Here is a 25899-nt window from a genome sequence, read left to right as displayed (position 1 = left end):
AATCAACGTCCTGCTGTATTGGCACAGGATACGCATGGCCCCTGTCATGGTACCCGGCTTCGTTCGTGTACGCCGGGTTCTCATGTCTAACAAAAACAACAGGGAACAACCTATGAAAACGCTATTTCAGTACACGCTGATTGGTGCGGTGGCTCTGACGGGTACCGCCTGCAACGACAGCAGCAAGAAACCGTTCAACCAACTCCCGGGATTCATCCAGGGAGAGGTCCATTCCACCCAGTATGATGGCGTCACCGATGATCTCCTGACCGGTGGCCTTGGCGCCAGCGGCCTGGCCAGTGCAACGGCACCGGCCTTTGATGATCCGCTCAACCCCACGCCTGAAGAACTCCGGACGCTGGCCATCTACAACAACTATCGGGCTCTTGTGGACACCGTGCCCGGTGGTGGTTACGGCGAATTCTTTGGTCCCCAGGTCGATAGCAGTGGTGAGGGGCTGATTGCGGGTAATGAATACCTGGCTTACATGACGGTTAATGGCAGTGATGTGCCGGTGACCGTGATGGTCCAGGTTCCGGCCAGTTTCGACCCCGAGCAGGCCTGTATGGTAACGGCGCCCTCGTCCGGCTCCCGCGGCATTTACGGCGCGATCGGCACCGCCGGCGAATGGGGCCTGAAGAAAGGCTGCGCCGTGGTCTACACCGACAAGGGCACGGGAACCGGTTCCCACAACCTGGCCACCAACTCTGCCCAGCGTATCGACGGTACTCTTACCCAGGCGGATGAGCCGGTGCAGTTCCGGGCCGATCTGGATGCCCAGGCGCGGGCTGATTTTGATGCCGCCTGGCCGGACCGTTTCGCCTACAAGCACGCTCACTCCAAGGCCAACCCCGAGGCTGACTGGGGGCGGCATGTACTGCAGTCGATTGAATTCGGCTTCTATGTGCTGAACGAGGAATTCGGGCAGGAAACCGGAAATGGTCGCAAAGTGATCAAGGTGAAGCCGAAGGATACCCTGGTGATTGCGTCCAGCGTTTCCAACGGCGGTGGGGCTTCGGTCCGTGCCGCTGAGCTTGACGATAAGGGGCTGATCGACGGGGTGGCGGTGTCGGAGCCCAACGTCAATCCGCAGGTGGATACCAGCTTTACCATCCGCCAGGGCAGTGGCCCCGAACTGGCCGAACACAGCCGCAGCCTGCTGGATTACACCACGGCGCTGGCGGTGTATCAGGGTTGCGCGAACATTGCACCGGAAGTGCGTGATGTGGCGCCACTGAACGCCACATTCAACAACTTCACGATTGCGGAGAACATCTGTAACTCGCTGGCCAACAAGGGCCTGGTGACAGGCGCTACCACCGACGACCGCGCCTCCGATGCGCTGCGCATCCTGGAAGAGGAAGTGGGTATCCAGCCGGAGCAGAACCTGCTGGCACCGGTTCATTTCGGGCTGGCGGTTGCCCAGAGCATCTCCACCACCTATGCCAACGCCTACGGTCAGGCCGGTGTTGAGGACAGGTTGTGTGATATCAGCCTGGCGGCTACGGGGGCTGGCGGAGCGGTCACGCCGATCACTGCGGCGCAGGAAGCAGCGCTGTTCTCCGCGAGTAACGGTATTCCCCCCAGTGCCGGGGTGAATCTGGTTTACGACGGTGCCGAAGGTCAGCCCACCAATCTGGGTGCCAGTGCATCGCCCAGCACCAGTCAGCAGGATTACGGTCTGGATGCTCTGCTGTGTCTGAGAAGCCTTGCCCTGGGCACCGATGCCGTGACCGGAAGCCCGCTGTCGGGTGATGCCGCGGAATGGTCAGAGCGTATTGCTGATGGCGTTGAGCAAATTCGCGCGTCTGGCAACCTGCGGGGCAAGCCAACGGTCTTTGTGACCGGTCGTGCCGACGCCATCCTGCCCATCAACCACACCTCGCGGCCCTATTTCGGGCTGAACCAGCGGGTTGAGGGCAGCAACAGCAAGCTGAGGTATTACGAGATTCTCAATGCCCATCACCTGGATGTCCTCAACGGCTTCCCGGGTATTGCGGATCGGTATGTGCCGCTGCATCACTACTTCTTCCAGGCCCTGGATCTGGTGTGGGCGAACCTTGCCGACAAGCAGGCCTTGCCGCCCAGTCAGGTGGTCAGAACAGTACCGCGTGGCGATATGGCCACCCCTCTGTCTGAGGCTAACCTGACCCCGATCGATCCTGCCCCGGATGCCGGCGACCGCATCGTGTTCGCTGACGATCAGGTACAGATTCCAGACTGACACACCTGTCGGTCGGCCCGGGCAGGTTCCGGGCCGGCATTGTTTGCCCCTGTTCCGGGGGCGCCATATACTTCCGTCTCTGCACCCGGTTCGCCGGGTGCTCTGGATATTGCCATGAATAACATCCAACCCGGTGGTACAGGGTACATGACAGAGCTGTTTACCGAGAATAACAAGAGTGGCCTGACCAGGGATCTGATCGAGGCACTGTTTCCCATGTTTGAGGAAGCCAGTGCCGGCGCGATTGCGGTTGATCACCAAAGCCGTATTACCTGGATCAACAACAGTTATGCCCATCTGCTCGGGTTGGAAGACCCCAGGGCCGTCATCGGTAAACCTGTTCGCCAGGTGATCCCCCAGAGCCGCATGCCGGAAGTGGTGGAAACCGGTAAACCCTTGCTGCTCGATATCATGGAGCACAGCAAGCAACAACTGGTGGTGACCCGGCTGCCGTTTTATGACGACGAAGGGCGCATCATGGGGGCGGTGGCGTTTGTGCTGTATGACGACCTGCAACCGCTGACGCCGTTGGTGGCCAAGTACCGTCGCCTGCACCAGGATCTGGCCGCAGCCCGCAAGGCGCTGGCGAAGAAAGCGCGTGGCACTCGCTACAACCTCGCCGACTTTGTGGGGGCCAGTCCCGCAGCGCTGGAGGTGAAGCGCCGGGCCCGATTGGCGGCCGGTCGTGACATGCCGGTGTTGTTGTTGGGAGAAACCGGCACAGGCAAGGAGGTGCTGGCGCAGGCCATTCATTCCGTTTCAACCCGTGCCGAAAAACCTTTCGTGGGCGTGAACGTTGCGGCTATTCCAGACAACCTGCTGGAAGCTGAATTTTTCGGCGTGGCACCCGGAGCCTACACCGGGGCGGATCGCCGCACCCGGGAAGGCAAGTTCCAGCTCGCCAACGGCGGCACCCTGTTTCTGGATGAAGTCGGGGATATGCCACTGCCGTTGCAGGCAAAACTGCTGCGGGCGTTGCAGGAAGGTGAGATTGAGCCTCTGGGCTCCAACAAGGTGGCCTCGGTGGATGTGCGGGTCATTGCCGCGACCAGTCGCAACCTGGAGGCGATGATTGCCGAAGGTGAGTTCCGGTCGGACCTGTATTACCGGCTGAACGTGCTGGAAATCCCTATTCCTCCGTTGCGGGACCGCCTGGCCGATCTGGGCGTGCTGTGTGAGGCCCTGCTGGGTGAAATCTGCGACGGTCTGGAGATGCGGGGTGAAATCACCGACGCTGGTGTGGCAGCTTTGGGCGGTTACGACTGGCCCGGTAATATCCGTGAGCTGCGCAATGTGCTGGAGCGGGCCCTGACCATGGGTGAAGACGGTGGTCTGCTGGACGCCGATGCCATTTTCAAGGTGTTGCCCCGCAATGGCAACCGGCCAGCCTCATCGCTGGTGCCACAGCCAGTGCGTCCACTGGCTAAAACCCTGGCCGATGCCGAAGCCCAGGCAATTGAAGAAGCGTTGGTCGCCAGTCGTGGTAATCGTACCCGGGCAGCCAAACTGCTGGGTATTTCGCGTTCGGTGCTTTACGAAAAACTCGCCAAGATGTCCTGAAATCAGGACACCTGTCCTGTTATCCGTACAAACCCCTACGACGGATGTCTATATGCGTCCGGTTTTCCGGACTGTCTGTCATGTGCGATGTCTTTCCTCGTTTTTATCTGTTTGATAAATAACAAAATATTGTGATTGGCACAGTGCCTGCTATATCCCGGATGCAGGACGTCAGAACAACGCAGAAAACAAGACTGGCGCTATCGTTGGACCCAAAACACATCTTGTCTGTCTCGTTTCCTGCGATGTCTGACTACACTCAGATAAGGCCCGTCGGGAACGTTCCTGTTTGGCCGAATACAACAACAATGCTAGGAGACTTGCCAATGAAACTCTTCAAGGCACTTACCGGTATCGCCGGTGCGATCGCCCTGACTACCGGATCGGCGTTCGCAGATGACCTGCGCTGGAAAATGCCGGTCGCCTTCGCCACTAACCTGCCCGGCCTGGGGTCACCTGCTGCCTGGGTCGCCGACAACCTCAATACCGCTTCCGATGGCAGCATCCAGGTTCGGGTCTACGAGCCCGGCAAGCTGGTACCTGCGTTCGATATTCTGCAGTCGGTTTCCGATGGCAAGGTATCCGCCGGCTACACCTGGATTGGTTACGACCAGGGCAAGGTGCCAGCGATTCCCTTGTTTGCCGCTGTTCCGTTCGGCATGAAGCCACCCGCCTATATCGGCTGGTATTACTTCGGCGGTGGGCATGAAATGCTGCAGGAAACCTATGCCAATAAAGGCTTCGATGTACACGCACAACTGTGCGGCATCATTGGGCCTGAAACAGCGGGTTGGTACTCCAAGCCCATCGAAACACTGGAAGACTACAAAGGCCTGAAGATCCGCTTCGCCGGCCTGGGTGGCAAGGTTCTGGAGAAGCTTGGCGCGTCCGTCACCATGATGCCCGGCGGCGAGCTTTACCAGGCACTGGAGAAAGGCACCATTGATGCCACCGAATTCTCCATGCCCGCCATCGACCAGATTCTCGGCTTCAATCAGGTGGTCAAGTACAACCTGTTCCCGGGCTGGCACCAGCAGTTCACGGCTCAGTATATGCTGATCAACAAGGATGAGTGGGCTCGTGCGACTGACGCCCAGAAGGCGCTGGTTGAGGCTTCTTGCACCGCAGCGACCACGCGTGGTCTCGCAGAAGGCGAGTACAAGAACGGCAAGGTTCTGGCCGAGTTCCAGGACAAGGGCGTTCAGGCCGATCAGATCCCCCGCGACGTTCTGCTCAAGCTGAAGGAAGTAACTCAGGAAGTGCTCGAAGAAGAAGCCTCCAAGGATGCTGACTTCAAGCGCGTCTATGAAAGCCAGCAGGAGTTCATGGAATCCTACAAGGTGTGGGACACCCGCGCCTATGTTCCGGCGGACCTGTAAGGTTCGGGGCTGACCCCGAGATGCCGACCAGAGTGTCGGTATTCTCTGATTAAGTCTGGATGGCCCTTCGGGGCCATCCTTGTTTCACGGCAGGCTTTCTGAACGAGGAACTGTTGTATGACAGTGTCTGATAAAGGCTCACCGCCCGATGTGCATGCATCGGCGTCGGACGCCGGTCAATTTATTCATCATCACACGGAATTCCCGACGACCTGGCTCAGCCAGTTTATGGACGGTGTAATTTCCGCAATAGGCAAGAGTGCTTCCTGGCTCTGGATCGTGGTCACCGGCGTGATCATCTATGCAGTGGTAGGTCGCTATGCCTTTGGCATGGGTTCGGTCACTCTGGAAGAAGTCCAATGGCATCTGGCCGGTGCAGGCTGGTTATTGGGGTTGGGCTATACCCTGGTGACGGATGACCATGTCAGAGTCGATGTGATCCATGAGCGCCTGTCTCTCAGGGGCCAGGCCTGGATCGAACTGCTCGGACTTGTATTCCTGCTGTTACCGTTTCTCGGGCTGGCAGTTTACGAAATGATCCCCTATGCCTTCAGTTCCTGGGCCCAGGGCGAGACCAGCCAAGCGCCTGCCGGGCTTCCTTATCGCTGGATTCTCAAGAGTATCCTGGCACTGTCTTTTGTTCTTCTGATTCTGGCAGCGCTATCCCGTCTGCTGAAAGTCACTGCTCTGCTTTTCGGTTTTCCGAAGCCAATTCGGATCGAGTCCGGGGATAACAATAAAGAGGATGCGTCCTGATGGAGCTTGAAACCCTTTTCGTAATCGGCATGTTCCTGACATTTGGAGCATTGTTGATGACCGGTTTTCCGGTTGCATGGGTGTTGGGTGGCACCGCAGTTATCTGGACCGTTGTCGGTGTAATCGCCGTCGAGAATTTTGGAGCAAATCTGTGGTTTGACTATTCCTCCTCCATGGGGCTCGTGCCCGAGCGGATATGGAAGGTTGTAAACAGCGAGACTCTTGTTGCTCTGCCCATGTTTATTTTCATGGGCATCATGCTTGACCAGTCCGGGGTGGCTGAGCGTTTGATGAACAGTATGGTCAAACTGTTTGGCGCTGTTCGCGGCGGCTATGCGGTAACCGTGATTGTTATCGGCGTACTGCTGGCCGCGACCACGGGTATCATCGGTGCGTCCGTTGTGCTGCTGGGCATGCTATCCCTGCCCGTGATGATGGAGAACAAGTACGACAAGGGATTTGCTGTGGGGACGGCCTGTGCGACTGGAACCCTGGGCATCCTGATTCCTCCGTCCATCATGCTGGTATTGATGGCGGATCGGCTGGCGGTTCCTGACGCGTCAGTTGGCGATCTGTTTATGGGTGCGTTCTTTCCTGGCCTTATGCTGGGGGCCATGTACGTGGCCTACGCCATTATCCGCCCAATGCTGCAACCGCACATTGCGCCGGTGCCCGAGGGTACTGAGAAAGTGACCTGGGGCATCGTCTGGGAAGTGGCAAAGGCCGTTGTGCCGACAGCCGCGTTAATTCTGGGCGTGCTGGGTTCTATCTTTGCCGGAATCGCAACACCAACGGAAGCCTCCGGTGTTGGCGCATTGGGCGCTTTGCTGTTGGCGCTGATGTCGGGTCGCCTGAGCATGAAAGTGCTCAACTCTTCCATGCAGCAGACAACCCGCACGGCGGCGTTCATTTTTGCCATTTTCCTGGGTGCCACGGCGTTCTCTGTCGTCCTCCGGGGGCTGGGTGGTGACCAGGTTATCGAGGACGCTCTGCTGGGACTGCCTTTCGGCCCCTATGGCGTGATTCTTACCATCCTGTTTGGTGTCTTTCTGCTCGGCTTCTTCCTGGATTGGGTCGAGATCACCCTGATCATCCTGCCGTTGGTGGCACCGGTGGTTCAGCAACTGGGCTTTGATCTGGTGTGGTTCACCATCCTCTTCGCCATGTGCCTGCAGACGTCGTTCCTGACGCCACCTGTCGGCTTTGCACTGTTCTACATCAAGGGTGTGGCACCGCCGGAAATCAAGGTGACCGACATCTACAAGGGCGTCATACCCTTCATCATTATTCAGCTGGTGGCTCTGGCGATTGTCTTCCTGGTGCCCGAAATCGCGACCTGGCTGCCTAGCGTGGCTTACGACTAAGGAGAGAGAAACATGCGTCTAGAAAACCGGATAGCCCTGATCACCGGGGCGGGGCGCGGAATTGGCCGGGCCATAGCCGAACATTATGGCCGTGAGGGCGCCCGGGTGGCCGTGGCCGACCTCACCCTGGAAAGCGCCCAGGACGCCGTTGATTCCATTGAAAAGGCAGGGGGCACCGCCATGGCCCTGGCCATGGACGTTACGGATGAGAAGGCGGTTGACCAAGGCGTGGCCGCCATCGTGGAAAAATGGGGTGGCCTCGACGTGGCCCTGGCCAACGCCGGTATCCAGCATATCGACCCATTGCATAAACTGGCCTTTGCCGACTGGCGTAAAGTGATGAATGTTCATCTGGACGGGGCGTTTCTGGTAACGCGAGCAGCCCTCAAACAGATGTACGCCAGTGGGGGCGGGACCATGTTGTATATGGGGTCTGTCCACTCCCTGGAAGCGTCTCCCCTCAAGGCGCCCTACGTGGCGGCGAAGCACGGCATGCTGGGCCTGTGCCGGGCGGTGGCGAAAGAGGGTGCCGAGCATGGTGTGAGTAGTAACATCATCTGCCCCGGTTTTGTCAGAACGCCCTTGGTGGACAAGCAGATCCCGGAGCAGGCCAAGGAGCTGGGCATTTCCGAAGAAGAGGTCATCAGTAAGGTTATGCTGAAGAATACCGTCGATGGCAAATTCACCACCCTGGAAGACGTCGCCGAGCTGGCAGTGCACCTGGCGGCCTTCCCCTCGGCGGCACTGACTGGCCAATCCATTGTGGTCAGTCACGGCTGGCATATGCAGTAAGCAACAGGAGAGACGGATGAGCAACACAGAACAATCACCAGTGGTCTGGTCTCCTTCGCAGGACACACTGAAACACTGCCAGATGGGCCAGTTCCAGGGTTGGCTGGAGCAACAGGGTTTCGGCCCGTTTGCCGATTACCACGCCCTCCACCGGTGGTCCATTGAGAACCTAGAGACCTTCTGGCAAAAGGTATGGGACTACTGTGGCCTGGTATGCGACACGCCAGCCGATGCGGTTCTGGGCAAACGTGATATGCCCGGCGCGGAGTGGTTCCCAGGTATGAAACTCAACTTTGCGGCCAACCTGCTGCGGTTGGCGGAAGGCGACCACGCCGAGCGCGAAGCGGTTGTGGCCTACTGCGAAACCCGCCCGGTACTGCGCCGCACCTACGCTGAATTGAAAGCGGACACCGGTGCCCTGGAAGCCTTCCTGCGCAACAAAGGGATTCGACAGGGTGACCGCGTGGCCGGTGTGGTCACCAATGGTTATGAGGCCCTTGTGGGTATGTTGGCGGCCACCAGCCTGGGCGCCGTCTGGAGTTCCGCGTCACCGGATTTCGGCGTGGGCGCCATCCTTGATCGCTTCGGCCAGATTGAGCCGGCAGCGCTGATCGTGGTCAACGGCTACGGCTATGGCGGCAAGGTCTTCAACCGCCAGGATGACTTCGCCGGCCTGATTGACGGCCTGCCCAGCCTGCGCTGCGTTGTCAGCATCGAACAGCTGCCAGGCGAACCCGCCGTCGCTGGCGACAAGGTTACCCACTGGGACGAGGCCCTTGCCGAGGGACAGGGCCAGGCGCCCTCCTTCACACCGTTGCCACCGGAGCACCCGGTGTACATCCTCTATTCCTCCGGCACCACCGGCAAACCCAAGTGCATCGTGCATGGCAACGCTGGCCTGCTGGTCAACCACGCCAAAGAACTGATGCTCCATGGCGATGTCGGCCCCGACGACCGCTTCCTGTACTTCACCACCTGCGGCTGGATGATGTGGAACTGGCAGGCGTCTGCCCTGCTGACTGGCGCGGCCGTCATCACGGTCGACGGCTCACCTGGCTACCCGGACCTGAACTATCTATGGCAGGTGGTGGCCGACGAGAAAGTCACCCATTACGGCACCAGCGCACGGTTCATCGCCGGCTGTCGTAAGGCTGAACTGGCCCCGGCGAAAAACCTGGACCTGACGGCCTTGAGAGTCGTCTTCTCCACTGGCTCACCCCTGTTGCCGGAAGACTATGACTGGATCTACAGCGACGGCGCCCCCAACGTATTGCTGGGCTCCATCGCCGGCGGCACCGACATCTGCGGCTGCTTCGTGGGCTCCACACCGCTGTTGCCGGTGCGCCGTGGCGAAATCCAGTGCCGCTTCCTGGGCGTTGACGCCGTGGCCTACGGCGACGACGGCCAGCCCGTCAGTGGCGGTCGAGGCGAACTCGTCTGCCGGCAGCCGCTGCCTTCCATGCCCGTCGCCTTCTGGGACGACCCCGGCAACGAGCGCTATAAAGACGCCTACTTCAACACCTTCCCGGATGTCTGGGCCCACGGCGACTTCATCGAATTCACCGAACACGGCGGCGCCGTCATCTACGGCCGTTCAGATGCCACCCTTAACCCGGGCGGTGTGAGAATCGGTACCGCTGAGATCTACCGCCAGGTGGAAACCGTGGCGGAAGTCAAAGACAGCCTGGTTGTTGGTCGTCAGATCGAAGGTGACGTGGAAGTGGTCTTGCTGGTGGTCCCGGCAGAGGGCCAGGCCCTCACCGACGACCTTCAGAAAAACCTCAAAACCCGCATCCGCCAGGGCGCAAGCCCGCGCCACGTACCGAAACACATCATCCAGGTGCCGGATATTCCCTACACGCGCAGCGGCAAGAAAGTAGAGCTGGCGGTGGCGCGCCTGATCAACGGTTCCAACAAAGCCGACAACCGGGATGCTCTTGGCAATCCGGAGGCGTTGGACCGGATTCGGGAATGCCTAGACGAGGCGGGGTTGTTGCCGAAGGGGTGAGTTAGCTCGTAGGTCGTATAGAGCGTAGCGAAATGCGACGGGGGCTGATGTTTGAGCCTTGTTGTTGGATTACGGCTTCGCCTAATCCGACCTACGGTGGCTGCTGTAACCGGCGGGCATGCATGAAATTTGCCGAGCGCTGGGGGTAGGGGCAACCAAAACTGTGCGGAGCCATGGATGGCGGAGCCCAAGCGCCACAGGGATGTGCTTGAGCGTGTTTTGGTTGCCCCTACCCCCAGCGCGATACTCCCAAACCTAAATGTCCGAAAGTTTCGTAAATTCCTGCCTTTTCATCACCCTGTAACGGCTTTTAGCGAACTTTTAGTCGGTTCTTATACTAAGATCGTAACCAGAATTGGCAAAAAAATGCTATCTTAGTAGGTCTATCAAAAGTTCCCGAATCAGTCATCGCTCAAGCCAGACGTTCACAAGACGGCTGACCCTGCGGTGACCGTCCTGAACTCACCCATCAGCCTGAGGACGAAAATGACATCATCCAAAGCCAAGATCATTTACACACTGACCGATGAGGCCCCCGCCCTCGCGACACGGTCACTTCTTCCCATCCTCGAAACTTACGCCAAGCCCGCAGGCATCGAGTTCGGCACCAGCGACATCTCGCTTGCTGCCCGTATTCTCGCGCTCTTCCCTGATTACCTGGAAGAGAAGCAACAAGTCCCGGATGACCTCAAAGAGCTGGGTGACTACACCAAGGACCCGGAAGCCAACATCATCAAGCTTCCCAACATCAGTGCCTCAATTCCCCAGCTGCGGGCTGCCATCAAGGAGCTTAACGACCAGGGTTACAAGGTTCCCGAGTACAAGGAACACCCTGAGTCAGACGAAGAGAAAGAAATCCACGCCCGCTACTCCAAAGTCCTGGGCAGCGCGGTAAACCCGGTCCTGCGTGAAGGCAACTCCGACCGTCGTGCTCCGACCGCCGTCAAGGCCTTTGCCCGTAAACATCCCCACACCATGGGCGAGTGGAGCCCGGCGTCACGCACTCACGTGGCCCACATGCGCGGTGGTGATTTCTACTCCAACGAACAGTCACTGACACTGGACAAGGCCACCAACGCCCGCATCGTCTTCGAGAACGCCAAAGGTAAGCAGACCGTTCTCAAGAGTGAGCTGGCACTGCAGGAAGGCGAAGTGCTGGACGGCATGTTCATGAGCTGCAAGGCGCTGCGCAAGTTCTTTGATGATTGCATTGAAGACTGCGAAAAAACCGGTGTGATGTTCTCCCTGCACGTCAAAGCCACGATGATGAAGATCTCCCACCCGATCGTCTTCGGTCACGCGGTAAAGATCTTCTACAAGGAGCTGTTCGACAAGTATGGCGAACTGTTTGACGAACTGGGCGTGAACCCCAACAACGGTCTTTCCAGTGTGACGGACAAGATCAAGCAACTGCCGGAGTCCAAGCAGGAGCAGATCCTTGAAGACCTGCACGCCTGCTATGAGCATCGTCCGGAAATTGCCATGGTAGATTCCGTCAAGGGCATCACCAACCTGCACGTACCCAGCGACGTCATCGTTGATGCCTCCATGCCGGCAATGATCCGTAACTCCGGCAAGATGTGGGCCCGGGACAACAAGCTCAAGGACACCAAAGCGGTGATGCCTGAAAGCACCTACGCCACCATCTATCAGGAAGTGATCAACTTCTGCAAGACCCATGGCGCGTTTGATCCCACCACCATGGGCACGGTGCCGAACGTTGGTCTGATGGCGCAGAAGGCCGAGGAATACGGTTCCCACGACAAGACCTTTGAAATCAAGGAAGACGGGGTTGTTCGCGTTATTGCTGAAGACGGCGCCGTACTGACTGAGCACAAAGTCGAGAAGGGCGACATCTGGCGTGCCTGCCAGACCAAGGACCTGCCGATCCGTGATTGGGTCAAGCTGGCCGTTAACCGTGCCCGTGCCACCGGCATGCCCGCCCTGTTCTGGCTCGACGATGAGCGCCCGCACGACGCTGAGCTGATCAAGAAAGTCGAAATGTACCTCAAGGAGCACGATACCGACGGCCTGGATATCCTCATCAAGTCGCCAGTACGTGCCATTCGCTGGACCATGGAGCGACTGATTCGTGGTCTGGATACCATCTCGGTCACCGGTAACGTCCTGCGCGACTACCTCACCGACCTGTTCCCGATCCTGGAGCTGGGCACCAGTGCCAAGATGCTGTCCATCGTGCCCCTGCTCAACGGCGGCGGCCTTTACGAGACCGGTGCTGGCGGTTCCGCGCCGAAGCACGTTCAGCAACTGCTGCAGGAAAATCACCTACGCTGGGACTCGCTGGGTGAGTTCCTGGCGACGGCTGTTTCCCTGGAAGAACTGGGTGAGAAGCAGAACAACGAACGTGCGCGCCTGCTGGGCCTGACCCTGGACAAGGCCACCGAGCGCCTGCTGGAGAACAACCAGTCACCGTCGCGCAACACCGGTGAACTGGACAACCGTGGCAGCCACTTCCATCTTGCCCGTTACTGGGCAGAGGAACTGGCCAACCAGGATGACGACAAGGATCTGAAGGACTTCTTCGCGAAGCTGTCGAAGCAATTGGAAGACAGCAAGGACAAAATCCTGGAAGAAATGAGTGTGATCCAGGGCCATCCGGCCGATATCGGTGGTTACTATCACCCACCGGCCGAGAACGTCTGCAAGATCATGCAGCCCAGTGAGACCTTCAATCGCATTCTCGAAGAGGCTCGCGCTCAGGTAAAGTAAGTCTATAAAGCCTGGCAAAACCCGGACGGTGGAAGCACCCTCCGGGTTTTTTTATGCCTCATCAATTGCAATATTCGCTCGACGGCGGCGCCGTCTGTGTCTATTTTCAGGGTGTCATGCCTTCGATTTGGGCCCGAGGTGTTCACACCAACAGGGAAGCAGCCGGAACCCGGGGAAACTGTTTAGATGGAGAAACTTCAAGGCCGTCCTACGCCGCTGCGACGTTCGTTGTGGGTTGTTGGAACCTACTTGCTGGTGGGATGGTTGTGGATTACGTTTTCCGACTATCTGGTGCAGCAATGGTTTCCCGATCCGGACGTAGTTAGCAGGATACAAACCTACAAGGGCGCGCTTTTCGTCCTGGTGACCGGGCTCGCACTTTTCCTGTTGTTGATTCGACAGTTCACCAATGACCGGAAGTTGTTGTCGCTCTACCGCCATCAGCGCAAGGAAAATCGGGAACTGAGCCAGTTCCGTGAAAGCGTGATTGAGCGCGCCAATGTCTGGATCAACGTGTTGGATCCGGAGGGCCGGGTGGTACTCTGGAACAAGGCCGCGGAAGACATCAGCGGCTATCCCAGGGAGGCAGTGATCGGGTCCGATGAGATCTGGCAGCTGCTGTATCCCGATGAGGAAAACAGGGCCAGAATCCGTGAGAGGGCGAACGAAATTCTCCGCGATGAGGGCGAGGTTGTCGGTTACGAAACCTGGATAACCACCCGCGATGGACGTGAGAGACAGCTGTCCTGGAACTCGCGCAGCCTGCGGAATGAAACGGGTGAACTCGCAGGGTCAATCGCTATCGGACAGGATATTACCGATATTCGCCAGGCGGAGACTATGGCCCGTCAGCGTGAGCGCCAGTTAGCCACCATACTGGATAGCCTGCCCGGCATGGCCTACCGCTGCCTATACGATGAGCACTGGACCTTGATATCCGCCTCCAAAGGCTGTCGTCAGCTGACCGGCTACGAGCCGGATGAACTGATCAACAACAAAGTGATCAGTTTTGCCGAGCTGATCGCAGAAGGCATCGATGAGGCGACGCTGCAAGCAGTGGACCTGGCCGTCGGCAATGCGGAGCTGTTTTCCATCGAGTATTCCCTTGTTCGCAAGGATGGAACTCGGATCTGGGTCTGGGAATGCGGCCGCAGTGTCGAAGGTGAGGGTGAGCTGGTGCTTGAGGGGATTGTGCTGGATATCTCTGACCGTAAAGCACTTGAAAACGAGTTGTCCGAGATGGCGGCCCGGGACCCGCTGACAGGGTTGCTGAATCGTCGGGAGATGGCCCGGTTGCTGGATGAGGAAATTGTCCGTGCCACGCGCTATGGTCGAAACCTGGCGTTGCTCTGGGTCGACTTTGACCATTTCAAGCACATCAATGACTTGTACGGGCACGCCGCTGGCGATTCCGTGCTGAAGGCGGTTAGCGCATTGCTGGCAGAGAGCGTGCGGAGTGTGGATAGTGTCGGTCGGTTTGGCGGCGAAGAGTTTGTTATCCTGTTGCCGGAAATGGACTATCGCGAGGCTCTGGATACCGCAGAGCGACTGCGCCGACTGGTGAGTGATGCCCCACAGTCTCTGGGGAGTGGCAACACGGTCGCACTGACCGTCAGTATCGGCGTTTCCGTATTTCCCGACCATGGTGAAAGCGCCGATACCCTGTGCGCGGCAGCCGACAGGGCCATGTATCAGGCCAAGGCCGATGGCCGCAATCAGGTGGTACTGGCACCCTTGACCGAGGAAGCCCATAATCCCTGAAGACGATGTGCTGGATGAGTTGACGCAGCCAGGCCCGCTATCCGGCCAATGTGCCGGGTGATATCCAGCGTCAGGATGTGCGAAAAGACAGTCTCCGGAATCAAAGGTCAAGCGATGAACCGAATTGCCCGCCGTGCGCTCCACACCTCCGCCGTTCCCACTGACCTGGCGTCAGTAACCCACCGCGATGAGGCTGGCGAGAAACCGGAGCTGGCCGGAGTGAGCCCCGAGGTTGTCGAGGCCATCTGGCACAGCGTTGAGCGGTTGTACCGAACCGGAGTGCATCCGGGCATACAGCTGTCGGTCAGGCACCGGGGCGAACAGATCCTGCATCGAGCCATCGGCCATGCCAGTGGCAACGGGCCCCATGACGCCGTGGACGCGCTGAAGGTGCCGATGACCACCGAGACACCCATTTGCTATTTCTCCGCCTCCAAGGCAGTCACGGCCCTGCTAATCCACATCCTGGCGGAACAGGGACTGGTCAATCTGATGGACCCGGTGTCGTATTACTGCCCGGAGTTTGCGGGGGGTGGTAAGCGCACCATTACCATTCACCAGGTGTTGTCCCACCGTGGCGGCATTCCGGCGATTCCCCGGGAAACCCCCATTGATGTGCTCTGGGACAGGGACGAAATCTGGCGCCTGCTGTGTGAAGCGAAGCCGGTGGAGGTGGATGGTGCCAAAGTGGCGTACCACGCCATCACCGGGGGCTTTGTGTTGCAGCGGGTACTGGAGAAAGTGACCGGCGATACCATTGAGGCGTATATCGACCGACACCTCCGCAAGCCCATGGGTATGAAGTGGTTTACCTATGGGATTGCACCCGCAGACGTGGATAAGCTGGCCGGCAACTATGCCACCGGCCCAACGCCGCGCTTTCCGGTATCCTGGATTGTGAACCGGGCGCTGGGAGGCGATATACGCACCGTGGAACGAGTCTCCAATGATCCCCGCTTCCAGGAGGCGGTTATCCCTGCAGGCAACCTGTGTGGCACCGCCGAGGAAATGGGGCGTTTCTTTCAGATGATGCTCAATGGCGGGGTCTGGAATGGCAAACGTATTTGCGGCGAGATGACCGTGAGGCGCTCCATCCAACAGTTTGGCTCGCTACAGATTGACCGCACGATGATGATCCCCATGCGCTTCAGTGCGGGCATGATGCTTGGAGGCAACCCCGTGGGGCTTTGGGGCCAGCAAAGCAGGCATGCCTTTGGTCACATTGGTCTGATCAACAAGCTGTGCTGGGCCGATGCAGCCCGGGACATTTCCGTCAGCCTGCTCAACACCGGCATCCCCATTGTTGGCCACCATCTGCCGGCGCTGGCGCGGTTTGTCTACACAGTGTGCGACCGTTTTCCGTTGATACCGGAAAACCGCAGGCCCCTGGTGGCGGCCTGACCCCTTAAAGGGTCGCCAGCTGTTCCTCCAGTATCCCCAGCACTGACGACAGGATATCCCGGAAGTCGGTGAGTGTCTGGGTTCGCTGGATCACATCCTCCCGACTTTCATCCAGCCGCTCCAGCTTGGGGACCACCCGCCGGATTCCCTCAGTGATAACTTCGTAGGGGTAATGGTGGTCCATGATGCTGAGTTTGTTGATCTCAGCCACTTCCTGACTGAAGATGCTGATGATGTCGTAAAGCATGTCCTTGTGCTGAATGGAGCTCGCCTCCCAGTACGCATCGTCAAGCAGCTCCAGCAGGGAAAGGTATTCCCTTAGTGTGTCGGCAACGGATGTCTGGTTCATAAGCGGTCTTCCTGGCCGGGATGGAATGGGGCTGTTACGGCAAATGGCTGCGCATATATGGTGATCTGAAGGGAACTATAGCAGGGGTTTGTTCGTGTAGTTTGGGTAGCAGCGTCGTATTCGCTGCAAAAAATATGAAACTCTATTCATTTTTATTGAGTTTTGTCCGACAGTTGTGCAGAATTACGCCAAATCATACAACGTGGACAAAGCCTGCTACAGTATGTACTGAGGCTTTGGAAAAGCCCGACGAAACAGAAGGATAAAAGGACTTCCAGCCCGGCCAAAAAGAGCCACTAAAACATGGGCGGAATCATCGGTTTCGGCGTATTGATCATTGGATACTCAGTGGAAGAGGACGATCATGGATAAACACACGCAGCCACAGCCTGGGCCGGAACAGCCGCGCCCGGTCAAGCTTGACCATCACGACAGTGTTCGGTCCCACGTCTGCCAGCAGGTCAGTACCGAAGTGGCACGCCTTGAGCGCCGTATTGAAACCCTCCGACTGACCAAAGCCCCTCATGCCGCCATCATGATCTCGACCTACGAGCGCATGATCGACCGCAAGAAGGGGTTCCTCAAGAACTGGGATATGCAGGGCAATACCGGTTACTGACGCTCATCGATAGTCACGGACTGGTAGAAAATGGCCTCGCTGCCGTTCTGCTGGTTTCCGCAATGTGCCGGATTGGGAGAGGTTTCCCCGGTTTCGTCATCCTCGATGGTAGGGTCTTCGCCACTGGATGTAAAAACGCGCACTTCTGCAGCCTCATAGTCCACTCTGACCCGAATGCAGTCCGGTTCCTGGCCGTCAACGGTAATGCCGGATGTGTCCAGGAATGTCAGCATGTCTGATTTGTTTCTGATGAACTCCTGAAACAGTTCCCCGTGGCCCAGTGAGCGACCGGTAAAACTCAGCGACGCAAACTCTGGCCGGTTGTAACCGCTCACCGAGAAGCTTTCATTTGCAAAGCGGCCACTCCAGAACGCACTGGCAATCTCTGACGGTGAACTGTCATTCTGATCGGGCGCCCTGGCGATAAACTGAAAGGACCGGAAAATCTTGTTCAGTTGCGGGTTGCTGGTCCAGTCCAGTAGCGGATAGACCCAGATCTGGTCAGGTTCAGGCTCGGTTCCATTGTTGCCACCGGTTTCGGTAAAGTGGATCTGCGCGTTCTTGTCCGGTGTGTTGTAAGTAGCGGGGTCACCGCTGTTCATGCTGTCCCGCATCAGTCGGCGGCCCCGGTTGAATGAGTCCACCTGGTTCGATGAAATGACATGTTGCAGGAAGTCCATCGGATTGCGGGCACTGGTGTAGCGGGTACCATCGTTGCTTGGCGTCAGGCCCATCAGCGTATTAAGACGCTCACGCAGCTGCGTTGCTATTCCCTCGTCGTCCTCCCCGTCAGCGGGCTCAACGCCCCGGTAAAAATCGTAGAATATGGTTTGGGGCAGTACGGGGGGCAGCCCATCTTCGTTCTGGATATCAAAGCTTTCGAACGTCAACGCCACGCTGGTTGCCGGGTTGATGAAATTACTGTCTGAAGAGTCATCTGGCCCACAGCCGGCCAATGTCAGGGCAAACAGGGGAACGGTGGCGAAAATGCAGGAATGTCTCATTTCAAGTGACCCTGAGATGCGTCGTTGTCGGTAAAACGCTAAAGTGTTTAGCCAGGGTGCCGCTGAATTCATTCGGCACCTGCGTGACTGCTGACAATAAACCATAAAAAAGGCATCTGCCCTCGCGGAGATCACATTTTGCAGCAATGGGAATGCCACGCCCGATGGTTCCGTTTCATCGCGCTTGCGGTTCTGGCTATTATTATTCCGGCCTCCGCCGCAGCGCAGGAGCGATGCCAGGACGGCGAGATTGTTCTGAACAGCGCCACCAGCAGTGTGCGTGATCTGGGTAGTTGTATCTGGTACCTGGAGGACCCGGAACACGCCGTCGATTTCAACGATATACTGAGTGGCGATACCGCGCCTTTCACCCGTCACGAAGGCGGTGTGCTGAACTTTGGCTACACGGAATCGGCATACTGGGCCAGATTTGATGTCGAGGTAGGAGCTGGCGCAGCACTGACAGACTGGATACTGGAGCTCGCCCTGCCATTGGTGGATGAGGTGGTGCTCTATCTGGTCCAGGATGGTGAGCTGATAGAGCAGCGCCGTGCTGGCTACGAGGGTGACTGGTCCGGGCGTGACCTGGCCGTACCCAACCCCACGTTCCGTTTGTCACTGGAACCGGGAAGCTCAACCCGCATTTATTTGCGCATCACCAATACCAACACTTTCCGCCTGCCGATCACCCTGTGGCACCCCGATGCTTATATTGAGAAGGTGTCGGTCGATGAAGCCGTGCGGGGCATTCTGCTAGGCAGCATCCTGGCCATTCTCGCCTACAACCTGTTTGTTGCCGTGTCGGTTCGCGAGCGCAGCAATATCTACTACGTGATGTATCTGGTATCAGCCACGGTATTCATCGCCACCGAGCAGGTGCACGGTATCCAGCTACTGGAGAATCGTCCTGCGCTGTTGCACAAGGAATACCTCCATTACCAGATCATCAATACCTGGTTCTGGGGCCTGTTGATGGCCCGGTCCCTGTTGGAAACCCGGGAGCGGTCGGCGGACCTGGACAAGGTGATCCAGCTTTGCCTGTACGCCATTGTGGCGACCTTTGTGCTATCCCTGTTCCTGCCCTATCACACGGCGATGGAATGGATCGTGTTGGCGTCGATCCTGCTCAGCATCATCCTGATTGTGGTCAGTTACCTGTCCTGGCGCTATTACAACCCGGCTGCGCGCTCCTACTTTTTTGCCTGGACCCTGGCGCTGGTGGGTTTCGGTATCTATGGTCTGACCGTGATGGGCTACCTGCCGTTGAACATGTTCACTTCCTACGCCCCGCAGTTCGGCCTGACGGCCCAGATTATCCTGTTTTCCTTTGCCCTGGCTGACCGGATCAAACAGGTGCAGGGCGAAGCCCTGGGTTGGAGCCAGCGGGCTCTGGCCAACCTGCGTCGATACCAGTCGCTGTTCGACAACGCCATAGAGGGCGTGTTCCAGATGTCGCTGGGCCGACGTTTCGTCACCGCCAACCCCGCCATGGCAAGGTTGATGGGCTACACCAGCAGCCGGGAGCTGCTGGATCTTGACCCGGACGTCCTGGAAACCTGTTTTGCGGATGAGAGAGTGCGCCGCTGGGTGATTGGGCAGTTGGAATCCCGGGGCACCGTCAAGGGTATCGAAGCACGCTATTACACCCGTTCCGGTGAAGAGCGCTGGGCCACCATTTCGTTACATACCGTGTATACCCCCGATGGCGATCCCGCCCATCTTGAGGGCACCTGCATTGACGCCACCGAGCGCAATCAGCGCCAGCGTATCGAGCGGGAGAGGGAGCAGGAACGTCTGGAAAAAGAACTGGCCCGCAATTCGGCCGAAGCAAAAAGCCAGTTCCTGGCCAACATGAGCCACGAAATTCGCACACCGTTGGCGGCGATTATCGGTTATGGCGAAACCCTGCTCGATCCCGACCTGACCGAGAGGGAGAAACACACCAGTGCGGAAACGGTGGTGCGCAGTGGCCGTCACTTGCTGGACCTGATTAACGACATCCTGGATCACTCGAAGATCGACGCCAATAAGCTGGATGTGGATATAGTGTCGGTTAATTTGCCGGAACTGCTTGACGAAATCCGCGCTTTCTTCGCACCCAGGGCGCGGGAAAAGGGGCTGGAATTTCATATCATCTGTGAGTATCCCCTGCCCGAAAAGGTTGCCACGGACCCGACCCGCTTTCGCCAAATCATCATAAATCTGTGCGGAAATGCGCTTAAATTCACGGAAAATGGTTCTATTTCTCTGAATGTTCGGTGTGATCGCGAGCGCCAGGCCCTGGTGGCCAGGGTGGTGGACACCGGCATCGGCATGAAACCCGAACAGTTGGGCCGGCTGTTTGACCCGTTCGCCCAGGGTAGCGCCGCGATTGCCCGGCAATATGGAGGAACCGGTCTCGGGTTGAGCATTTCCCGTCGGCTGGCGGAGTTGCTGGGTGGCAACATATCCGTTTCCAGCACGTATGGCGAAGGCAGTGAGTTTGAGCTTTCCATCGCCACCGGCCCATTGGAGGATGTCCACTTTCTGCGCGACGCGTCGGAATTGTCGCAACGTCGGCGGAGCATTCCCATGGTGCTTGCGCCAAGGCTTTCCGGCCGTATCCTGCTGGCGGAGGACAATGACGTGAATCGTCGCCTGGTGTCCCTGCTGGTGGGTCGCACGGGCGCTGAGCTGGTCCATGTCGGCAATGGCGCTGAAGCACTGGATCTGGCGCTGAGGGAGCCCTTTGATCTGATTCTGATGGACATACAGATGCCGGTCATGAACGGTCGGGATGCAACGGCGGCCATTCGTGAAGCTGGCCTGAATATCCCGGTCATTGCATTGACGGCAAACGTGATGGCGGAGGATATTGCAGACTATCGCCTCGCAGGCTGTAATGACCATCTGGCCAAACCCATCGACAAACAGCGTTTCTACGAAGTCATGGCCAGATATCTGGTGGTGCGGACGGAGAGTGAATCCGATGGCCACCGGCGCTATTGCAGCACAATACTGGTCGCGGAGGACAACGAGGACAACCGTCGTCTGGTGGAGCGCATGCTCGGGGCCCAGGGGTTGGATGTCATCACCGTTGCCAGTGGCGATGATGCGGTCCGAACGGCGCTGTCCGAATCGGTGCAGATGGTGCTGATGGACCGCCATATGCCGGGTCTGGACGGAGTGGAGGCTACCCGGTTACTGCGGCAGACGGGCTTCCGCCGGCCAGTTATTGCCTTCACCGCCGGTGACCAGTCGGAAACCGATGCGTTGATGGCGGCCGGGTGCGATGGCGTATTGAACAAACCCATCGACAGTAGGCATTTGCTGAGCACGCTGGACCATTTCCTCCCAGAGTCCAATGGCCCGAGCAGAGACTCGACGGAGGATGAGGACATTGGTCACCTCGTCGAACGCTTCCTCGATGGGTTGGCGTCCCGAAAAGTGGCCATGGAAGCCGCAGCCGCGCGTCGTGATCAGCAGCGATTGGCATCGGAAGCCCATCAGATCAAAGGCACCGCCGGCGCCATGGGCTACCCTGACATGACACGGCAGGCAGGGAAACTGGAGGCTTGCGTGAACGTTGAAGACCGTGACTGGGACCACGTTCACAGCCAGCTGCAAGCCCTGGCTGACATGATCGACAGGGCATTGCAGGGGCGGGAGGCACGTCTATGACAACCGACATTTCGGCTACCGATAAAACAGGAATCGTGATTGATGAGTGAAAACCTCCAGCAAAGCGAACAGCACTCGCTGAGTATGATGTATGGCACCTACGCCGACATTCTGTTTGTCCTCTTTCCGTTCCTGGTCATCAGCATGCAACGGTTATGGGATGGCCAGCTTTATGAGACGCTACTCAGGCCCGATCTGAGCATTGCGGCTGCGATACTGGCCGGGCTGGCCATCGGAAAATTCGTGCTGGGGCTGGTCAGTAACCGCGACTTGGGCCGTTTCAAGGAGCGTATTGTGTTCTTTATCGCATTGACGCTGTTTGTAGTGTTGGGGCCGGCCATCATCCTTATGCTCAGTATCGCTGGTCATCGCGAAGTGCCCGGGTTCGTGGCGTTTGTTCAGCCTATCCTGCTGATCATCGCGATTTCCCTCTACACCACGGCCGTCAGTATCAGTAATATTCTGACCCGGTCCGGCGGGGTAAACGCCAGTTCGTCCCGCACTGCTGGCGCTCGCCTGGACGAGACTGGAGAACCTGCGCCAGCCACTGCCCAGCATGAGCCGCTGGCGATTCCCCGGCGAACCGGCGGTGATTCCCTTTGAAGTGCCTTGTGGGACCGGGTATAAAATAGAATCAGGAGGCGGGGTATGAGTGATATGAGAATATTGGTGGTGGAAGACGAGCCGGTCATGAGGGAGCGGTTGGTAGACATGCTCTACACGGCAGGTGCAAGCAGTGTGGTTGAGTGTCCGGACATTGCGGGTGCCAGGGCTGCCTTTGAGGCTGACGTCTTCCAGATCATCTTGCTGGACCTGGGGCTGCCGGACGGCAACGGTCATCAGTTGATGGAGGAGTTCAAGGCCAAGCGCAAGGATCAGCACATTGTTTTAGTGACAGCGGATGACTCCATCGACAGCATCCAGAAAGCAATCAGTGCCGGGGCCAACGGTTACGTGGTCAAACCCTATTCCCAGGAAAAAATTCACGACGTGGTGAACAACTACGCCATGGTGCACGGCGGCGATGCCGCCATGATACAGGGACTGAACCGCCAGCATTGACGGTTCGGCCCATCGGGTTTCCCATTACGCAACCTGGCGGGCGATCCAGGAACCGTAGCGAGTGGCAAGAGCACGCACGTATCGTGCCTCGCCATCGTTCAGATTGCCCAGAACACCCTTGAATATCCAGCCTCGCTCATACAGCCCCAGCACCCGTTGTTCGTCGTCCAGGTTGACGCGCTGGTTCAGTTTTTTGCAGATGGCATCCAGCAGAGGCAGCTTTTCCGGGCGCCGAATAGGCCCCGTGCGGCTGCTTGCCGGCTGGTTTGCTGCTTTTGTCGGATGTCTCTTCATGATCTTCTCCTTGTCGTTTTGCGGCTGCAAAAACAAAACCCCGGCGCTCTGGGCAACCGGGGTCTCGCGGAGAAGCTTGCCCGGTCGCTCCAAAGGCTCCCGGGACTGACCGAAAGCCGTTAGATGTCGTTCACCATGGAGTGCGCACACGCTTCACCCTTGCGGTGCGCAATCGCGTCAATCATCAGATACTGGTATTTCTGAAGCATTGTCATGGGCCTTTTCCGGCATCGTTTGCCGAGCATATCGGTTTCGGTACTGTCATCAGTGTATCGCGTGCCCATGGCTTTGCAAGGGGCAGAGTGCTTCGGCAAACCCCTACAGACGCGGCTCCTCGAAGCGATCATAATTTGTTCTGTCACGTGTTTTACGTTGTGCAATCCTCCGGTGCCCACCTTTTATCTGTGGCGTACCGCATGGATCTCTCCTTTATACGCAGCCCTCGGGGCTGCGTTTTTTTTGGCCGTCCGAAAAGTGTGTTCCTGACGGCATCGTGGAAACCTCGTAGCCACTAGTTCGTACAGACGCCCGGACCATATTTGGCGATAATTTGCACACTAATCAATGCAATGTATCGTCAGAAATGAGAGGTTGAAACCCAGTAAGATGTCCGAAGAAAACGGATCTGCAAAAAACCGGTTACAGTCACACGCCATAGTCGAAGTGCTGCTTGTCCTCGCGCTCGCCGTATACCTGTTCATCGCCCGCAGCCAGATGGTGGGTGATAATTTTTCCTTTACCGTCATTGGGGCGGCGCTGATGGTGCTGGTAACCTACTGGACACTGAACACCATGCGTGATGGCCTCGAAGTCCTCGCCCTCAAGGTGACTCGAAGTCCTCGTCCCCAAGGTGAATAGTCCCCAGCGCTGAGTTCCATGCCGGCGCGCTGTGCTCCATGATGGAAACCTCAGACCTGCCGGCTGCGTCCGTGAAGCGGTTGGTCGTCCGCAGCGAACAGTTGGATCTCTTCCCAGGTTCTGTGGAGGATAAGCGCGTCGTTTGCCGCCCTGTGCACGGGCAACCCCAGACGCTTGATAACCTGCTGACGCGATGCCGACCAGTGCCTTACCTGATTGGCATCCAGCAACATGGAAATGGATTCCAGTTGAAAGTCGGCGCGGGTGTTGGCGGCTCGAAACAGGCGATGAAGCCAGAAGCTGTCAAACGTCCAGGCATCACAGAATACCTGCCCCGAGAGCAGCTGGTTCAGGTGTGCCGCAACCTCCGACACCGGTGTACCCTCCGTTTCCAGGGTTTCCCGGGTGATTCCGTGAACCTGCTCGGCACTTTCTGACCAGTCCTGCCAAAGTACATGGGGTTGTATCAGCCAGCTGTGCAAGGTGCCGTCGGGCAAGCATATGCCCACCTCGATCGGATAGCTGGCGATCAGATCGAGGCTGGAGGCCTCGAAGTCAATAAAGGCTGGGCTGGTTCTGGTTCTCATTCCGCCTGGTTTTTGTTGATGTGCCGTCATCAGAGTTTACCCGCACGCTACTGCAGACGCGAACCCATCGTCGCATTCCACTGTTACAATGTGTCCACGGATGTTACTCCGACCCTATAACAATCCAGTGACGCCCTGCTGGCTGTCTGAAACCGGGATGACCTGATGACCGAAACCGTCGTTGTAATCTACTCTGGGGGAATGGATTCGTTCACCCTGCTCCACCTTGCCCGTGCCCGAGGGTATAAGGTTCATGCCCTGTCGTTTGACTACGGCCAGCGGCACGTTCGCGAACTGGAATGCGCCCGCCAGGTGTGCGAAGAATTATCGGTGCCGCACAAGGTGATCGATATTCGTGCGCTCAGTGAAGTCATGGCCGGATCGGCCCTGACGGACGCAGTGGACGTGCCCGAGGGGCACTACGAAGAAGACAACATGAAGGCCACCGTGGTGCCCAACCGCAACATGATTCTGTTGTCGCTGGCCACCGGCTATGCGGTTACCGCCGGTGCTGTTGCTGTTTGGTACGGCGCCCATGGCGGCGATCACGCGATCTATCCGGACTGTCGACCGGAGTTCGTGGAGAAAATGGACGCCGTCTGTCAGGTGGCGAACTATGAGCCGGTGAAAATAGAAGCGCCCTTCATGGGCTCGGACAAGGGGGCCATCCTGGCCGAGGGCCTGAAGTTGGGGCTCGATTACGGCAAAACCTGGACCTGCTACAACGGCCGGGACCGAGCCTGTGGCGTTTGTGGCTCCTGCGTGGAGCGCCTGGAGGCGTTTGCCGCCAACGGCGTTTCAGATCCCTTGCGGTATGAGGTGGAAACCTGATGTATCGGGTAAAGGAAGCGTTCTATACATTGCAGGGAGAGGGTGCCCAGGCCGGGCGGGCAGCGGTGTTTTGCCGCTTCAGCAAGTGCAATCTCTGGACTGGCCGTGAAAAGGACCGGGCCAATGCCGTATGCAGCTTCTGCGATACCGACTTCGTAGGTACCGATGGTCAGAACGGCGGCCAGTTTGAAACCGCGGATGCGCTGGCGGCGCATATTCGTCGCCTTTGGCCGGATGCGCCTGGGCAACCCTATGTGGTGTGCACGGGTGGTGAGCCACTACTGCAACTGGATGACAAGCTGGTGGATGCCTTTCACCGGGCCGGCTTTGAAGTGGGCGTGGAAACCAACGGCACACTGCCGGCACCGTCCGGTATTGACTGGTTGTGTGTGAGCCCCAAGGCGGACGCGCCGGTGGTATTGCGCCAGTGTGACGAGCTGAAAGTGGTGTACCCTCAGCCCCTGGCGATGCCGGAGCGTTTCACCGACATTAACGCCAGCCACTATTTCCTTTCGCCAATGGCGTCGCCGACTGTCTCAGAGGGTGAGGCTGACCCCGTCAAGCAAAGTAACACCCGCAAAGCCACGGATTACTGCCTGACCCACCCGCAGTGGCGGTTGACCCTGCAGATGCACAAGATCATAGGCATCGACTGAGTGT

21 protein-coding genes are annotated in these 25899 nt (G+C 58.0%); 17 read left to right on the top strand and 4 right to left on the bottom strand.

The annotated features are described in order from the left end of the window. Positions 1-112: 112 nt before the first annotated feature. From SIC19_RS09950 to SIC19_RS09905, 10 genes are all read left to right on the top strand, one after another. Positions 113-2224, top strand: a complete 2112-nt coding sequence (locus tag SIC19_RS09950; RefSeq protein ID WP_075196441.1) for a 3-hydroxybutyrate oligomer hydrolase family protein — start codon at positions 113-115, stop codon at positions 2222-2224. Between the two features lie 114 nt (positions 2225-2338). Further along, positions 2339-3784, top strand: a complete 1446-nt coding sequence (locus SIC19_RS09945) for a sigma-54 interaction domain-containing protein (protein WP_227662330.1) — start codon at positions 2339-2341, stop codon at positions 3782-3784. Positions 3785-4110: 326 nt separating this feature from the next. Then, complete coding sequence (locus tag SIC19_RS09940) at positions 4111-5163, top strand: TRAP transporter substrate-binding protein (protein ID WP_036207728.1); 1053 nt, start codon at positions 4111-4113, stop codon at positions 5161-5163. Between the two features lie 117 nt (positions 5164-5280). Next, complete coding sequence (locus tag SIC19_RS09935) at positions 5281-5919, top strand: TRAP transporter small permease subunit (RefSeq protein ID WP_075196368.1); 639 nt, start codon at positions 5281-5283, stop codon at positions 5917-5919. After that, positions 5919-7283, top strand: a complete 1365-nt coding sequence (locus SIC19_RS09930) for a TRAP transporter large permease (RefSeq protein ID WP_075196367.1) — start codon at positions 5919-5921, stop codon at positions 7281-7283. The genes SIC19_RS09935 and SIC19_RS09930 overlap by 1 nt, the downstream gene beginning before the upstream one ends. 12 nt (positions 7284-7295) lie before the next feature. Next, a complete protein-coding gene (locus SIC19_RS09925; protein ID WP_075196366.1) occupies positions 7296-8075 on the top strand; it encodes a 3-hydroxybutyrate dehydrogenase in 780 nt (259 codons plus the stop codon). A gap of 16 nt (positions 8076-8091) precedes the next feature. Beyond that, positions 8092-10083, top strand: a complete 1992-nt coding sequence (locus tag SIC19_RS09920; protein ID WP_075196365.1) for an acetoacetate--CoA ligase — start codon at positions 8092-8094, stop codon at positions 10081-10083. A 486-nt stretch (positions 10084-10569) separates the two neighbouring features. After that, the gene (locus SIC19_RS09915; protein WP_075196364.1) at positions 10570-12813 is read left to right on the top strand and encodes an NADP-dependent isocitrate dehydrogenase; all 2244 of its coding nucleotides are present in this window, start codon (positions 10570-10572) and stop codon (positions 12811-12813) included. Between the two features lie 186 nt (positions 12814-12999). Further along, a complete protein-coding gene (locus SIC19_RS09910) occupies positions 13000-14574 on the top strand; it encodes a sensor domain-containing diguanylate cyclase (protein ID WP_075196363.1) in 1575 nt (524 codons plus the stop codon). Positions 14575-14688: 114 nt separating this feature from the next. Continuing rightward, positions 14689-15975 carry an EstA family serine hydrolase gene (locus SIC19_RS09905; protein WP_041332770.1) on the top strand — a complete coding sequence of 429 codons (1287 nt, stop codon included), beginning with the start codon at positions 14689-14691 and terminating at the stop codon, positions 15973-15975. 4 nt (positions 15976-15979) lie between these two features. Here SIC19_RS09905 and SIC19_RS09900 read toward each other — a convergent pair whose 3' ends face one another. Further along, a complete protein-coding gene (locus SIC19_RS09900; protein ID WP_036207704.1) occupies positions 15980-16324 on the bottom strand; it encodes a hypothetical protein in 345 nt (114 codons plus the stop codon). 364 nt (positions 16325-16688) lie between these two features. On the opposite strand from SIC19_RS09900, the gene SIC19_RS09895 reads away from it, so the two are divergent. Next, positions 16689-16943, top strand: a complete 255-nt coding sequence (locus SIC19_RS09895; protein ID WP_036207701.1) for a hypothetical protein — start codon at positions 16689-16691, stop codon at positions 16941-16943. Here the strand turns inward: SIC19_RS09895 and SIC19_RS09890 are convergent. Then, positions 16937-17947, bottom strand: a complete 1011-nt coding sequence (locus SIC19_RS09890; protein WP_075196362.1) for a hypothetical protein — start codon at positions 17945-17947, stop codon at positions 16937-16939. The two genes, SIC19_RS09895 and SIC19_RS09890, sit on opposite strands and share 7 nt — an antisense overlap. Positions 17948-18085: 138 nt before the next feature. Here SIC19_RS09890 and SIC19_RS09885 point away from each other — a divergent pair, with 138 nt between their 5' ends. The 3 genes from SIC19_RS09885 to SIC19_RS09875 are packed head-to-tail and all read left to right on the top strand — an operon-like array spanning position 18086 to position 22669. Further along, positions 18086-21607, top strand: coding sequence for a response regulator (locus SIC19_RS09885; RefSeq protein ID WP_127402056.1), 3522 nt, complete (start codon positions 18086-18088; stop codon positions 21605-21607). 42 nt (positions 21608-21649) lie between these two features. Continuing rightward, a complete protein-coding gene (locus SIC19_RS09880) occupies positions 21650-22210 on the top strand; it encodes a hypothetical protein (protein ID WP_036207692.1) in 561 nt (186 codons plus the stop codon). 45 nt (positions 22211-22255) lie between these two features. Then, positions 22256-22669, top strand: a complete 414-nt coding sequence (locus SIC19_RS09875) for a response regulator (RefSeq protein ID WP_036207689.1) — start codon at positions 22256-22258, stop codon at positions 22667-22669. Positions 22670-22693: 24 nt separating this feature from the next. Here the strand turns inward: SIC19_RS09875 and SIC19_RS09870 are convergent, their stop codons facing one another. Continuing rightward, positions 22694-22963, bottom strand: coding sequence for a hypothetical protein (locus tag SIC19_RS09870; RefSeq protein WP_036207831.1), 270 nt, complete (start codon positions 22961-22963; stop codon positions 22694-22696). A gap of 606 nt (positions 22964-23569) precedes the next feature. On the opposite strand from SIC19_RS09870, the gene SIC19_RS09865 reads away from it, so the two are divergent. Next, a complete protein-coding gene (locus SIC19_RS09865) occupies positions 23570-23821 on the top strand; it encodes a hypothetical protein (RefSeq protein ID WP_075196360.1) in 252 nt (83 codons plus the stop codon). Between the two features lie 50 nt (positions 23822-23871). Here the strand turns inward: SIC19_RS09865 and SIC19_RS09860 are convergent, their stop codons facing one another. Further along, a complete protein-coding gene (locus SIC19_RS09860) occupies positions 23872-24408 on the bottom strand; it encodes a hypothetical protein (protein WP_075196359.1) in 537 nt (178 codons plus the stop codon). A 165-nt stretch (positions 24409-24573) separates the two neighbouring features. Here SIC19_RS09860 and queC point away from each other — a divergent pair, with 165 nt between their 5' ends. Both queC and queE read left to right on the top strand, forming a co-directional pair. Beyond that, complete coding sequence (gene queC, locus SIC19_RS09855; RefSeq protein ID WP_036207677.1) at positions 24574-25239, top strand: 7-cyano-7-deazaguanine synthase QueC; 666 nt, start codon at positions 24574-24576, stop codon at positions 25237-25239. Next, complete coding sequence (queE, locus tag SIC19_RS09850; RefSeq protein ID WP_036207673.1) at positions 25239-25895, top strand: 7-carboxy-7-deazaguanine synthase; 657 nt, start codon at positions 25239-25241, stop codon at positions 25893-25895. Before queC ends, queE begins: the two co-directional genes overlap by 1 nt. Positions 25896-25899: the final 4 nt, after the last annotated feature.

Origin of the sequence: Marinobacter sp. MIT930201 (assembly GCF_047122665.1) — a bacterium.
Classification (GTDB): domain Bacteria; phylum Pseudomonadota; class Gammaproteobacteria; order Pseudomonadales; family Oleiphilaceae; genus Marinobacter; species Marinobacter salarius.
The sequence above is the reverse complement of the archived record's forward strand: the minus strand, read 5'-3'. Positions and strand labels throughout refer to the sequence as shown.

Coding starts and splice junctions, on each gene's coding strand:
- SIC19_RS09950 (WP_075196441.1), top strand. CDS start 113: ATGAAAACGCTATTTCAGTACACGCTGATTGGTGCGGTGGCTCTGACG.
- SIC19_RS09920 (WP_075196365.1), top strand. CDS start 8,092: ATGAGCAACACAGAACAATCACCAGTGGTCTGGTCTCCTTCGCAGGAC.
- SIC19_RS09900 (WP_036207704.1), bottom strand. CDS start 16,324: ATGAACCAGACATCCGTTGCCGACACACTAAGGGAATACCTTTCCCTG.
- SIC19_RS09945 (WP_227662330.1), top strand. CDS start 2,339: ATGAATAACATCCAACCCGGTGGTACAGGGTACATGACAGAGCTGTTT.
- SIC19_RS09880 (WP_036207692.1), top strand. CDS start 21,650: ATGAGTGAAAACCTCCAGCAAAGCGAACAGCACTCGCTGAGTATGATG.
- SIC19_RS09940 (WP_036207728.1), top strand. CDS start 4,111: ATGAAACTCTTCAAGGCACTTACCGGTATCGCCGGTGCGATCGCCCTG.
- SIC19_RS09870 (WP_036207831.1), bottom strand. CDS start 22,963: ATGAAGAGACATCCGACAAAAGCAGCAAACCAGCCGGCAAGCAGCCGC.
- SIC19_RS09915 (WP_075196364.1), top strand. CDS start 10,570: ATGACATCATCCAAAGCCAAGATCATTTACACACTGACCGATGAGGCC.
- SIC19_RS09875 (WP_036207689.1), top strand. CDS start 22,256: ATGAGTGATATGAGAATATTGGTGGTGGAAGACGAGCCGGTCATGAGG.
- queE (WP_036207673.1), top strand. CDS start 25,239: ATGTATCGGGTAAAGGAAGCGTTCTATACATTGCAGGGAGAGGGTGCC.
- SIC19_RS09905 (WP_041332770.1), top strand. CDS start 14,689: ATGAACCGAATTGCCCGCCGTGCGCTCCACACCTCCGCCGTTCCCACT.
- queC (WP_036207677.1), top strand. CDS start 24,574: ATGACCGAAACCGTCGTTGTAATCTACTCTGGGGGAATGGATTCGTTC.
- SIC19_RS09895 (WP_036207701.1), top strand. CDS start 16,689: ATGGATAAACACACGCAGCCACAGCCTGGGCCGGAACAGCCGCGCCCG.
- SIC19_RS09890 (WP_075196362.1), bottom strand. CDS start 17,947: ATGAGACATTCCTGCATTTTCGCCACCGTTCCCCTGTTTGCCCTGACA.
- SIC19_RS09925 (WP_075196366.1), top strand. CDS start 7,296: ATGCGTCTAGAAAACCGGATAGCCCTGATCACCGGGGCGGGGCGCGGA.
- SIC19_RS09930 (WP_075196367.1), top strand. CDS start 5,919: ATGGAGCTTGAAACCCTTTTCGTAATCGGCATGTTCCTGACATTTGGA.
- SIC19_RS09910 (WP_075196363.1), top strand. CDS start 13,000: ATGGAGAAACTTCAAGGCCGTCCTACGCCGCTGCGACGTTCGTTGTGG.
- SIC19_RS09935 (WP_075196368.1), top strand. CDS start 5,281: ATGACAGTGTCTGATAAAGGCTCACCGCCCGATGTGCATGCATCGGCG.
- SIC19_RS09860 (WP_075196359.1), bottom strand. CDS start 24,408: ATGAGAACCAGAACCAGCCCAGCCTTTATTGACTTCGAGGCCTCCAGC.
- SIC19_RS09865 (WP_075196360.1), top strand. CDS start 23,570: ATGTCCGAAGAAAACGGATCTGCAAAAAACCGGTTACAGTCACACGCC.